The organism is Photorhabdus namnaonensis, assembly GCF_001684335.1.
In the GTDB taxonomy this organism is placed as follows: Bacteria; Pseudomonadota; Gammaproteobacteria; order Enterobacterales; family Enterobacteriaceae; genus Photorhabdus; species Photorhabdus namnaonensis.
In genome coordinates this window covers 42,313-56,184 of record NZ_LOIC01000082.1, presented here as the reverse complement: position 1 = coordinate 56,184, position 13,872 = coordinate 42,313, and the positions used below count along the sequence as shown (strand labels likewise).

At 42.2% G+C, this 13,872-nt stretch carries 7 protein-coding genes; all 7 read left to right on the top strand.

Features of this window, described 5'->3' with window-relative positions; all coding sequences use genetic code 11:
* Window positions 1–500: 500 nt before the first annotated feature.
* The 7 genes from Phpb_RS16950 (at window position 501) to trhP (ending at window position 12,023) form a co-directional block, all read left to right on the top strand.
* Complete coding sequence (locus Phpb_RS16950) at window positions 501–1,706, top strand: MdtA/MuxA family multidrug efflux RND transporter periplasmic adaptor subunit (protein ID WP_065391374.1); 1,206 nt, start codon at window positions 501–503, stop codon at window positions 1,704–1,706.
* The gene (locus Phpb_RS16945) at window positions 1,706–4,852 is read left to right on the top strand and encodes an MdtB/MuxB family multidrug efflux RND transporter permease subunit (RefSeq protein WP_065391373.1); all 3,147 of its coding nucleotides are present in this window, start codon (window positions 1,706–1,708) and stop codon (window positions 4,850–4,852) included. Before Phpb_RS16950 ends, Phpb_RS16945 begins: the two co-directional genes overlap by 1 nt.
* Complete coding sequence (gene mdtC, locus Phpb_RS16940) at window positions 4,849–7,935, top strand: multidrug efflux RND transporter permease subunit MdtC (protein WP_065391372.1); 3,087 nt, start codon at window positions 4,849–4,851, stop codon at window positions 7,933–7,935. The genes Phpb_RS16945 and mdtC overlap by 4 nt, the downstream gene beginning before the upstream one ends.
* Entirely contained in the window at window positions 7,932–9,320 is a 1,389-nt protein-coding gene (gene baeS / locus Phpb_RS16935) for an envelope stress sensor histidine kinase BaeS (RefSeq protein ID WP_065391371.1), read from the top strand. The genes mdtC and baeS overlap by 4 nt, the downstream gene beginning before the upstream one ends.
* Window positions 9,317–10,021, top strand: coding sequence for an envelope stress response regulator BaeR (baeR, locus tag Phpb_RS16930; protein ID WP_065391370.1), 705 nt, complete (start codon window positions 9,317–9,319; stop codon window positions 10,019–10,021). Before baeS ends, baeR begins: the two co-directional genes overlap by 4 nt.
* A gap of 97 nt (window positions 10,022–10,118) precedes the next feature.
* The gene (locus Phpb_RS16925) at window positions 10,119–10,463 is read left to right on the top strand and encodes a YegP family protein (protein ID WP_036805088.1); all 345 of its coding nucleotides are present in this window, start codon (window positions 10,119–10,121) and stop codon (window positions 10,461–10,463) included.
* Between the two features lie 198 nt (window positions 10,464–10,661).
* Window positions 10,662–12,023 carry a prephenate-dependent tRNA uridine(34) hydroxylase TrhP gene (gene trhP, locus Phpb_RS16920; protein ID WP_065391369.1) on the top strand — a complete coding sequence of 454 codons (1,362 nt, stop codon included), beginning with the start codon at window positions 10,662–10,664 and terminating at the stop codon, window positions 12,021–12,023.
* Window positions 12,024–13,872: the final 1,849 nt, after the last annotated feature.

Sequence of the window (13,872 nt, the reverse complement as noted above, 5' to 3'; positions counted from 1 at the left end):
CATCTTTCAAGTTGCCTCTTTGTTGGCTGCACTCGCTCACCCCAGTCACATAGTTTGCTATGCTCCCGGGGATTCGCTCCCTTGCCGTCGCGAAGCATCTTGAAATCCGTAGGGTATATATCGTCAATAAATCATTTGGAGTTATGGGTTATAAATAACAATACATGCAAAAAATAAAGAAAAAATAGCTGCCTAAGATAGACAATTAACGTCTTTCATTAAGTTTATCTATTTAAAATTATACTCAAATATGAACGAGAAAAAGGAAAAGAAGGTAACAAAGGCAGCACCATTTGCATAATTTCTGGAGCCGTCTCGAAAAAATTGACAAAAAACGCCTTAATTTACCTTAAAAAGCGCTTCCTTGACATATTTTCCACATTTTCTCCATTTTTTAGCCTATCCTCACTGTCTAAACTAATAGATGTGATTAAACCGATATTTCAATCGGACATAATCAAGCAATACCTTGACCTTGCGTTTGAGAGAATGTCGAAGAAATGAATCAAAATAATAAACGCCGTACCCTTATTTTCCGTGCAACACTAGCCGTCATTGCCATCGCTGCGGCCATATTTTTTTGGTACCAATTTAAAACTCCTCAACAATCTAGCGCATCGGATCAACCTTCCGGTTTAAGGCATCCCCCGTTACCCCCGGTTCAAATCGCCACGGCAAAAGAGCAGGCGGTTCCTCGCTTTCTGACCGGGCTTGGCACCATTCAAGCCGCCAATACCGCCACAGTCACCAGCCGGGTTGAAGGTCAGCTTATCGCTTTGCACTTTCAGGAAGGGCAACAAATTAAACAAGGGGATTTACTGGCGGAAATTGATCCACGCCCTTTTCAGGTTCAGTTAGCACAAGCCAAAGGCCAACTGGCGAAAGATGAAGCAATATTGGCGAATGCCCGCCAAGATCTCAATCGCTACCAGAAATTGGCAAACACTCACCTGATTTCCCAACAAGAAATGGATAATCAACGTGCACTTGTCCGCCAACACGAAGCCAGTCTGAAAGTTGATCAAGCAGCAATTAATAACGCGAAACTTCAACTCACTTACAGCCGTATTACGGCGCCTATTTCCGGTAAAGTGGGCTTGAAACAGATTGATATAGGGAATTTTATCTCCAGTGGCAATAACTCTCCTATTGTGGTTATTACCCAAACCGATCCGGTAGATGTGCTATTTTCACTCCCTGAAAACGATATCAATGCTGTTTTGCAAGCTCAGAAAGCGAATCATGACGTCGTTGTTAGTGCCTGGGATCGCAATAACCAGCAACAACTTGCCGAAGGAAAATTGTTGAGCATTGATAATCAAATTGATGCCGCTACCGGCACAATTAAGTTGAAAGCCCGTTTTTCCAATCAAGATAGCGTCTTATTCCCAAATCAGTTCGTTAATGTCCGTATTAAAGTCGATACACTGGAAAACGCCGTGGTGATCCCAAATGCCGCTCTGCAAATGGGTAATGAAGGGAATTTTGTCTGGATGTTAGGCAAAGAGAATAAAGTCAGCAAGCATCTGGTCACGGTCAAATTGCAGGATACAAAACGCGTTGTTATCAGTACCGGCTTAGCCGCAGGTGATAAAGTGGTCACTGACGGTATCGATCGCCTGACAGATGGCGCTAAAGTGGATATTGTCACGCCGATGGTAAATAAGCCTCAGCCGCAAAAACACGACAAAACGGAGAATTCCTGATGCAGGCAAGCTCCCTAATCCCAGGAGGCGGACCATCACGCCTGTTCATCTTGCGGCCTGTCGCCACTACGCTATTTATGGCAGCAATCCTGCTGGCAGGTATTATCGGCTATCGCATGCTGCCGGTGTCTGCGCTACCGGAAGTGGACTATCCCACCATTCAGGTCGTCACACTCTACCCCGGCGCAAGCCCCGATGTGATGACTTCGGCAGTCACCGCACCACTGGAACGACAACTCGGGCAAATGTCCGGTCTTAAACAGATGGCATCCCAAAGTTCCGGCGGCGCTTCCGTTATCACATTGCAATTCCAACTGACTTTGCCGTTAGATGTCGCCGAACAGGAAGTGCAGGCAGCCATTAACGCAGCCAGTAATTTACTGCCGAATGACCTTCCTTACCCTCCTATTTACAGCAAGGTTAACCCCGCTGATCCGCCTATTCTAATGCTGGCGGTCACCTCCGACGCAATGCCAATGACACAGATTCAAGATATGGTGGAAACCCGTATTGCACAGAAAATTTCCCAGGTCAACGGTGTAGGATTGGTGACACTCGCCGGCGGCCAGCGACCAGCCGTCAGAGTAAAATTAAACGCTCAAGCAGTCGCGGCACAGGGATTGGATAGCGAAACGATCCGCACTGCAATCAACAACGCTAACGTTAACTCCGCCAAAGGCAGCCTTGATGGTCCGACCCGTTCCGTCACGCTTTCAGCTAACGATCAAATGAAATCATTAAGCGATTACCGCAACTTGATCGTTGCCTATAAAAACGGATCGCCGGTACGGTTACAAGATGTCGCAACCATTGAACAAGGCGCTGAAAACACCAAACTCGGTGCATGGTCAAATAACAAACAAGCCATTGTGATTAATATTCAGCGCCAACCTGGCGCCAATGTCATTGAAACCACAGATAACATTCGTCAGATGTTGCCGGAACTTATCAGCAGCTTGCCTAAATCCGTCGAGATGAAAATCCTGACTGACCGCACGACAACCATTCGTGCTTCTGTGAAAGATGTTCAGTTTGAGCTGTTACTGGCAATTGCACTGGTTGTTATGGTGATTTACCTGTTTTTACGTAACAGTATTGCAACACTCATTCCCAGTATCGCTGTTCCTCTTTCACTGATTGGTACATTCGCAGTGATGTATTTCTGCGGTTTCTCCGTCAATAACCTGACGCTAATGGCGCTCACCATTGCCACCGGTTTTGTCGTAGACGATGCCATTGTGGTGATTGAAAATATCTCTCGTTATATAGAACAAGGCGAGAAACCGATGACAGCGGCATTGAAAGGTGCGGGTGAAATCGGTTTTACCATTATCTCCCTGACTTTCTCTTTGATTGCGGTGCTAATCCCGCTGCTTTTTATGGGTGATATCGTTGGCCGCCTGTTTCGTGAGTTTGCGATTACTCTGGCCGTAGCAATTCTGATTTCAGCCATTGTCTCGCTGACATTAACCCCCATGATGTGCGCTCGAATACTGAAACCGGAATCACAGATAAAACACAATCGTTTTGAACAAGCCAGTGAACGCTTTTTTGAACAAATGATTGCCGGTTATGCCGTATGGCTAAAAAGAGCGCTGAATCATCCGTGGATTACATTTGGCATCGCCCTAAGCACATTGGCGTTAACTGCCCTGCTTTATCTGGTGATTCCAAAAGGATTTTTTCCATCGCAAGATAATGGACTGATTCAGGGAACACTTGAAGCGCCGCAATCCATTTCCTTTGCTGCAATGGTAGATAAGCAACAGCAAGTTTCATCTCTATTACTGCAAGATCCGGCAGTAGAAAATATCGCCACCTTTGTCGGTATTGATGGCAGTAACCCAACATTGAATAACGGGAGACTGCAAATCACACTAAAACCACTGAATCAGCGTGATGACAGAATCGTTGACATCATTCCGCGTTTGCAGGAAAAAGTTGCCGCTATACCCGGCATAAAACTCTATCTGCAACCAATACAAGATTTGACGATTGACACTCAGGTTACTCGTACCCAATACCAATTCACTTTGCAGGCAACCTCTCTCGATGAACTGAGTATCTGGGTGCCCAAATTGCTGACTGAACTAAAGCAGAGAGTAGAACTGGTTGATATCAGCAGCGACTGGCAAGATCAGGGGCTCATCGCTTACGTTAAGGTAGACCGAGACACAGCCAGCCGATTGGGTATCTCAATGGCCGCTATAGATAACGCGCTCTACAACGCATTCGGCCAGCGGCTAATTTCAACCATTTATACACAGGCTAATCAGTATCGGATCATCTTGGAACATGATGTAACATCGACTCCAGGGCTGGCAGCATTTGATAACATCCGCCTTAACGGAACTGACGGCCATGTCGTACCTCTCAGAGCCATTGCGACTATTGAACAAAGATTTGGCCCACTGGCAATCAATCATCTCGCTCAATTTCCTTCTGCGACATTTTCTTTCAACGTTGCCGAGGATGCTTCTCTCGAACAAGCGGTCAATGCTGTTCGTAATGCAGCACAATTGATCAAAATGCCCAAAGACATTTCCACCCAATTTCAGGGAACAACGCTGGCATTTGAAAGCGCACTGGGCAATACATTGTGGCTAATCGCGGCTGCCATTATCGCTATGTATATCGTGCTAGGCATATTGTATGAAAGCTTCATCCATCCTGTGACAATCCTCTCCACGTTGCCGACAGCGGGAGTGGGCGCACTATTAGCGCTGATGATGGCAGGTCAGGAACTGGATGTCATTGCAATCATCGGCATTATCTTGTTGATAGGTATTGTGAAGAAAAATGCCATCATGATGATCGATTTCGCGCTGGCGGCAGAACGCGAACAGGGATTATCGCCTTACGAAGCCATTTATCAGGCGTGTTTATTACGTTTCCGCCCGATCCTGATGACCACAATGGCAGCGTTGCTTGGAGCACTCCCCTTAATGCTCAGTACCGGTGTAGGCGCTGAATTACGTCGACCTCTGGGTATCTGTATGGTAGGTGGATTGATTATGAGCCAGATCCTAACGTTGTTTACTACGCCGGTGATCTATTTACTGTTTGACCGGTTGGCACACTATCGCCGCAATCGCCAGCTATCAGCCCCAAACACTTTATCTATTGATCATCAGGAGCCGCGGTGAAATTTTTTGCCTTATTTATCCAACGTCCTGTCGCCACCACGCTATTGAGTTTAGCTATAACCCTATTTGGGGTATTGGGATTTACCTTGTTGCCGGTTTCTCCTTTGCCACAAGTGGATTTTCCGGTGATCTCCGTTTACGCCTCATTACCGGGCGCCTCACCGGAGACAATGGCCTCATCTGTCGCTACTCCGTTGGAGCATGCCTTAGGTAGAATTGCCGGAGTTAATGAAATGACGTCGAGCAGCTCCCTTGGCAATACCGATATCACACTGGAATTTGACCTTAATCGTGATATTAACAGCGCAGCAAGGGATGTACAGGCAGCATTGAATGCCGCTCAAAGTCTGTTGCCTTCCGGTATGCCGAGCAGACCGCAATATTACAAAGTCAACCCGTCTGACGCCCCGATTATGATCCTCACATTGACTTCTGATACCTATAATCAAGGGCAGCTTTATGATTTTGCCTCTACTCAACTGGCTCAGAAAATCGCCCAAGTTGAAGGTGTCAGTGAAGTCTCTGTTGGCGGAAGCTCATTACCGGCACTCAGAGTTGAATTAAATCCTGGCGCTCTGTTTCATCAGGGAGTTTCGCTAGACGCGGTACGCAAAGCTATCAGCAATGCCAACGTTCGCCGTCCACAAGGATATGTGGATTCCGATCAGCAACACTGGCAAGTTCAAACGAATGACGAGTTAAAAACAGCCGAAAGCTACCGCCCAATCATCGTTCACTATAACAACGGTTCACCGGTGCGATTGCAGGATGTAGCAAATGTAAAAAATTCTGTTCAGAATGTCAGAGCAGCCGGAATTTCTGGCGGTAAACCAGCTATTTTGTTGGTTATTCGCCGTGAGGCTGGCGCGAATATTATTGCCACAGTAAACCGTATCCGGGAACAATTACCTGCATTACGTGAATCTATTCCTGCCAGTATTCAACTGAAAGTTACTCAAGATCGCACACCAACGATTCGTGCTTCATTAGCAGAAGTCGAACGTGCATTGGTGATTGCTATCGGGCTAGTCATTCTAGTGGTATTCCTGTTTTTACGTTCCGGTCGCGCAACATTGATCCCGGCCATCGCGGTACCCATTTCACTCATTGGCACCTTTACCGCCATGTATCTGTGCGGTTTCAGTTTGAACAATCTTTCTTTAATGGCGCTAACCGTCGCCACAGGATTTGTGGTGGATGATGCGATTGTGGTACTGGAGAATATTTCCCGCCACCTTGAAGCGGGTATAAAACCCATGCACGCGGCACTACGTGGTGTCCGGGAGGTGGGTTTTACAGTTCTTTCGATGAGTATTTCATTGGTAGCCGTCTTTATCCCGCTCCTACTCATGGATGGATTGGTTGGTCGGCTGTTCCGTGAATTTGCCATTACCTTAACCACCTCAATCGGCATCTCATTATTGGTTTCTCTAACACTAACGCCAATGATGTGCGCTCATTTACTTAAATCTCAGCTTCCCAAAGCACAGAAGAAAATACGGGGATTCGGTACAGTTCTGCTGAAAATTCAGCAAATTTACGGACGCTCCCTGATGTGGGTTCTTAATCATAGCCGTTGGGTATTGTTAATTTTGGCTGGCATCATTGCCCTAAATGTTTGGCTCTATATCCATATCCCCAAAACTTTCTTCCCGGAGCAGGATACCGGTCGATTGCTAGGGTTCGTTCGGGCAGACCAAAGTATCTCTTTCCAATCTATGCGTGAAAAAATGAAAAATTTCATGCAGGTAATCAATGCAGATCCTACTGTAGACAGCGTTATCGGTTTTACTGGTGGTGGGAGGGTGAATAATGGCTTTATATTTATCTCTCTGAAACCATTGAAAGAGCGTTCAGAAAGCGCTGAACAGGTTATTTCACGCCTGAGAATTAAACTTGCCAATGAACCGGGGGCAAATCTGTTTCTCATTCCGGTACAGGATATTAAGGCTGGCGGTCGCCAGGCCAATGCCAGCTATCAATTTACATTGCTGGCAGATGATCTGAATGATCTTCGCAAATGGGAGCCGGTTATCCGTAAGGCATTAGGGCAATTGCCCCAACTGACCGACGTGAATTCGGATAAAGAGGATAAAGGGGCTGAAATGGCAATAATCTATGACCGCGATACCATGTCTCGTCTGGGGATCAATGTCAGTGAAGCCAATAGCCTGCTGAATAATGCTTTTGGTCAGCGACAAATATCCACCATTTATCAACCACTTAATCAGTACAAGGTTGTGATGGAAGTTGCACCAGAATATACACAGGATGTCAGCGCACTGGAAAAAATGTTTGTGATTAACAATCAAGGAAAAGCTATTCCACTCTCCTATTTTGCCCATTGGCAACCAGCTAACGCTCCGCTGAGTGTCAATCATCAAGGGCTTTCTGCTGCTTCAACCATTGCTTTCAATGTACCGGAAGGCTATACCCTCTCTGATGCTGTCAATGCAATTGAAAGAACCATGACTGAACTCAGTGTACCCTCAACAGTTCGCGGCACTTTTGCTGGTACCGCCCAGATTTTCCAGGAAACCCAGAAATCCCAATTATTCTTGATCCTGGCCGCCATTATTACCGTCTATCTGGTGCTAGGGATACTGTATGAAAGTTATATCCATCCATTGACTATTCTCTCTACCCTGCCTTCTGCCGGCATTGGCGCCCTGCTGGCATTGGAACTGTTTGACACACCATTCAGTCTGATAGCGTTAATAGGCATCATGTTATTGATTGGCATCGTAAAAAAGAACGCCATTATTATGGTGGATTTTGCTATTGAAGCTCAGCGTAACGGTAATATTCGCGCCCGTGATGCGATATTCCAAGCCAGCCTGTTACGTTTCCGTCCAATTCTGATGACTACACTGGCCGCCTTGTTTGGTGCTCTGCCACTGGTTTTGAGTAGTGGCGACGGTGCGGAATTACGCCAACCCTTAGGAATAACCATTGTGGGTGGTTTGGTCATGAGCCAGCTTTTAACGCTATATACCACACCGGTGGTCTATCTCTGTTTTGATCGACTAAGGGAAAAGTGGCAACAATGGCGTGCCTCCAGGCAAATTATGGAGCCATCATGAAACTCGGCATCAACAGTAAATTATTTATGGCCATCTTCGCCACTTGTATGCTGGTGCTTATCACTATGCATTGGGGCGTAAGAAGCAGCTTCCAGCATGGTTTTATTGGTTATATAAAACAAAATATCCAGTTACGTACTGCTATGTTAGCCGAAGCGCTGGCTGAACAATATCAGCAATATGGTAGTTGGAAATTCTTAAAGAGAAATGACCGGGTAATTTTTCGAATTATTCGCTCCATTGAACAAACCAGTGAAAGTTATCAAGGTCCACCACCTCGCGGCTGGCGAACTCAATTTTGGGTAGTGGACAGCGACATGAAACTACTGGTCGGTCATGAAGGTAAAATCCCGGCAGAGACCTATCGCAAACCAATCCTCTATCATCAGCAAGTCGTTGGCTGGGTCATTGTCAGCACATCAGATAAAATTACCCGTCAAGCTGACATCAGTTTTGATCGCCAACAACAACTGACAAGCTGGATCATTGCCGGTTTATCTACCTTGCTGGCAATCATAGCCACGCTATTATTATCCCGCGGTATGTTAAAACCCGTTAAACGTTTGGTTGAAGGGACACATAAACTGGCAGCCGGCGATTTCAGCACCCGAGTCACACCATCAAGTAAAGATGAAATTGGTCAGCTTGCCCACAATTTTAATCAGCTCGCCAGTACTCTGGAAAAAAACGAGCAGATGCGTCGCGATTATATGGCAGATATTTCTCATGAACTGCGCACCCCCCTTTCTATATTGCGCGGTGAATTGGAAGCGTTACAGGATGGTGTCCACAAACCCACCCCAGAAACGCTCAATTCGTTATTGGCTGAAATTACCACATTGACCAAACTGGTTGATGATCTACACCAACTCTCTTTATCCGATCGCGGAGCGCTGGCATACCGGAAAGAATTTATCAATATCAGTGAGTTAATTCAGGCTGCTATTGCATCTTATCGTGGACGTTTCCTTGATAAACAAATCCAAATAGATGTTAAACTTCCTGAAACTATTATGGTGTTTGCCGACCCAAGCAGATTGACTCAGCTATTTCATAATTTACTGGAAAATAGTCTTCGCTATACCGCTGATAATGGAAAATTAATCATTAAAGGTTGTTCTAACGATCACCACTTCATTCTGAATTGGGAGGACAGTAAGCCCGGTTTGTCACTAGAGCAATGCCAACGGGTTTTTGAACGATTCTACCGTAGTGAATCCTCACGAAACCGTGCCAGTGGCGGATCAGGGCTTGGGTTAGCTATTTGCTATAACATTGTTGAAGCACATAGCGGGACAATCCATGCCAAACCCTCACCTTTAGGTGGTTTGAGAATTATCGTAGAATTGCCGCTAACTAAATCCCTCGACGGCGAAACGTTATGAGTACAGAGTTTGAACAATATACTGTTTTGATTGTTGAAGATGAACCAAAGCTTGGTCAGTTGCTGGTTGATTACCTGCGGGCGGCTGATTACAAAACCCAGTGGCTACTGCGGGGTGATGAAGTTGTCTCCCACGTACAACAACATATTCCAGATATTATTTTGCTGGATCTGATGCTTCCAGGCTGTGATGGCATATCTATCTGCCGGGACATTCGCCGCTTCTCTGACGTACCGATTATCATGGTCACTGCCAAAACGGAAGAAATTGACCGTTTACTTGGATTGGAAATTGGGGCAGATGATTATATTTGTAAACCTTATAGTCCACGTGAAATTGTCGCGCGAGTTAAAACGATTCTTCGTCGTTGTTACCGACCACAAGATATTGTCAAGCAAAGTGATCTGCAAATTGACGAAGCCTGTTTCCAAGCGCGTTACCGCGATAAAATATTAGACTTAACCCCGGTTGAATTCCGGTTATTAAAAACGATGGCAAGTCGCCCAGGGCAAGTATTTTCCCGCGATAAATTACTGAATAATCTGTATGACGATCACCGAATCGTGACAGACCGTACTATTGATAGTCACATTAAAAATTTACGCCGTAAACTGGAGCAATTGGACAACAGTAAAACATTCATTCGTTCTATTTATGGACTTGGCTACCGATGGGAAGCGGATATATGCCGTTTGTTATAACTGTCACATTTTAACTGAATTAAATTTCTCTCAACCTTTCACCGGTCAGAAATTCAGCTATATTAAAAATACTTACCTTTAATTGGAGGAATTTCTTATGGCTATAGGTCATTATGATCTTAAGAGAACAAAAAACAAGCAGTATTACTTCAATTTAAAAGCATCGAACGGTGAAGTTATCCTTACCAGTGAAATGTACACCACTAAGGCAGCAGCGAATAAAGGAATTCGTTCTGTCCAAGCAAATTCACCGGCAGAAAAAAACTTCGAAATCAGAGAAAATAAATCTGGCAAGTCCTATTTCGTGCTGAAAGCGAGAAACTATCAAGTTATCGGCATCAGCGAATCTCACGACAATGAAGTCGCAGCCAAAAAAGGCATTCAATCTGCGATTAAACATGGTTCCAGCACCAATGTCCGAGATTTAACAAAGTCAGAATGACATTTTTTCATGATAAACCGCACCTTATCAGTTGAAAGTTACTGTCAATTGATAAGGCGCCCTTCATCGATCAATAGAACCGGACATTTCATGCGAATAAATTTGTGTCCTCAACAAATTAAGCGTTAGAATTCCCCACATTATCCTTACTTTTTATAGTGAAAACTAATCTCAACTCAAATCGAGAATTTTTTAACCATGTTTACTCCAGAATTACTTTCCCCTGCCGGTTCGCTGAAAAATATGCGCTATGCTTTTGCCTATGGCGCAGATGCCGTATATGCCGGTCAACCACGTTACAGCCTGCGCGTTCGCAATAATGAATTTAATCACGAAAATTTGGCGCTCGGCATTAAAGAAGCCCATGAGCTTGGTAAACGCTTTTATGTTGTGGTCAATATTGCGCCTCACAATGCCAAACTGAAAACTTTTATCCGTGATCTAAAACCTGTCATTGATATGGGGCCAGATGCTCTCATTATGTCCGATCCCGGACTGATCATGATGGTTCGTGAAGCTTTTCCTGAAATGGAAATTCATCTTTCCGTTCAAGCTAACGCAGTCAACTGGGCAACAGTAAAATTCTGGCGACAAATGGGGCTGACGCGGGTCATTCTTTCCCGAGAACTTTCTCTTGATGAAATTAACGAGATTCGCCAGCAGGTTCCCGATATGGAACTGGAAGTTTTCGTACATGGCGCGTTGTGTATGGCCTATTCTGGTCGTTGCCTGTTATCCGGCTACATTAATAAACGAGATCCCAATCAGGGAACCTGCACTAATGCCTGCCGTTGGGAATACCATGTCCAAGAAGGCAAAGAGGATGATATCGGTAATATTGTACATATGCATGAACCTATACCGACAGAAAATATCGAGCCAACATTGGGAAAGGGTACACCAACAGATAAAGTATTTACGTTCGAAGAAGCAAAACGCCCTGGTGAATATATGTCAGCTTTCGAAGATGAGCATGGTACTTATATCATGAATTCTAAAGATTTACGTGCTGTTGAGCATGTTGAGCGATTAACTAAAATGGGCGTTCACTCTTTGAAAATCGAAGGACGGACAAAATCCTTCTATTACTGCGCTCGCACAGCACAAGTTTACCGCCGAGCCATTGATGATGCCGTTGCAGCGAAACCTTTTGATCCAACTCTGCTAACAACGTTAGAAGGACTCGCTCATCGCGGCTATACCGAAGGATTTTTACGCCGTCATACCCATGATGCCTATCAGACTTATGAATATGGCTATTCGATATCCGATACACAACAATTTGTTGGTGAATTTACGGGTAAACGAGTCAACGGATTAGCTGAAGTCGCTGTCAAGAATAAATTCATGATCGGAGATCGTCTCGAATTAATGACACCATCAGGCAATATCCAGTTTACATTGGAAGCAATGCAGGATAAAAAAGGCCAACCAATGGAAGTTGCGCCTGGAGATGGGTATATTGTCTATTTGCCAATTCCGGAACAAATCGATATTAATTATGCCTTATTAATACGTAATCTAAATGGTATTAATTCTCAATCTGCTCAAACGAACTGAGACTCAGACAAATAATCATCAATATCCCCTCTTTATGAGGATATATTTCTTTTTTTAGAAACAGATCACATCAATACTATTTTATTTACCGTAGTATTGCTGACGAAAAATAAAAAATTAAAAAAGTTTTACAGTAAGACTAGGAACCACCTCCTTGGCCGGCTCAATCTCCCTTGAGCTGGCCTTTTCTTTTTTCTCCGAAAAATAAAATCAACAAGTTACAAAATTCATTTACATGATTAATTAAATAGAGAAATTTAACTATTAAAGACATGAATATTTATATCAATGTGTTCCTTATACCTATATATTAATAAGAAAATATTTCTACTTATTGAAATATCACACTATCTAAAGAAATGTAATTAAAATTTTCCACTGTTCAATAATTCAGGAAATCCATCATATTTAGACCAAATATTATACAATTTGATAGAATTAATCAGGTGAAAATTATGAAAACAGATAATTACAATTTACTTATTGTTAAAACTATTAGTTCAACATTTAGCTGACTATACCGACTTAACAACCCAAAATGGATTTCGGTTTATATATCCATAGTATAAACAGGGATAAAATAGCCAAATCACCCTAAAGCTGATAAACAACAGCACAGTACATGTTACTCTCTTGTAAAGATGAAATTTAATCCCACAATAGGAGCTGCTCAGCAAACCAAAAAACTATAGAAATCCATTTTTACACCGGACCAGCATGAAAAATATCACCTAACAATAACATCAGGAAAAATTAGCTTAGCGAGTAACAGCAATAGACACTTAACCTTTATCTATCAAGTTCTTAACCTATATCAATAGATCCAATAACTTTATAAAACATCGTTTGCAAACAAATTACTCAAGAAGAAATGTAATAAGAAATTACTCTTGGCAAATGAAAGAAACCGAAATGCCACTATTGGTAATAAAAACATGAGAAATTTTCCACCTGTGACAAAATCAAACTATATTGATGTATTTTTCAATTAGTTAATTAATGGATAAATACAAGTTAAAACTAAGAATTTAGTATAATTATTATTTTATATTATTATCACTTTTAAGAAAGAATAAATAACTATATTGACTGTTGCTTACAGGATTATGTGGATCTAAAAACATTGACGTCAAAAATAGTTATTTATCATGTATAATATCGAAACATGGTTATAAATAAATCACCAAAATGGAAAATTATTCACATGAATAATCAAAACCAATTAAATTTATATCAATAGCTATAAGGAAATATGAACATTTAACCTTGTAAAACTCATTTAAATAATAGAAAAATATATTTTATCTTTATAAAAGACTCATGTAATAAAACATTAAGTTTAGCGACATAAATAATAAAATATAAATAATAATTTTATTTACCGGTTAATTAAATTACGCAAACAACACAACAATTCAATATTAATCAATGAGTTATTTATTGAGAATGATAAATTTACATTAGTTTTAGCTCCAAAATCACCCAATAATCTTATAAATTCCATCCAACAACATTGTAATATTATAAATCAATAAAGAACAATAACTAAAAAATTGATTCCTTCATAAATAAAAAGGCACTAATAGATAGAGATTTACGATAATAGATTTATTTCCGTTTTTTTGATATTGATAAAGAGAAATAGTTAAACTTATAGTATATAATCTGTATAGATAAAAAACTTAAATCAATAAAATATAAATTATTTTTCCAGAAACTTTATAGAAACAATAATATATATCCAATCTATAATGAAAACATTTCATTGTTGAATAATAAAAACCAAGGAAATATTAACAATATCAACAAAGACGATCAGTTCAACTATATTGATATTGCAATTTATCAA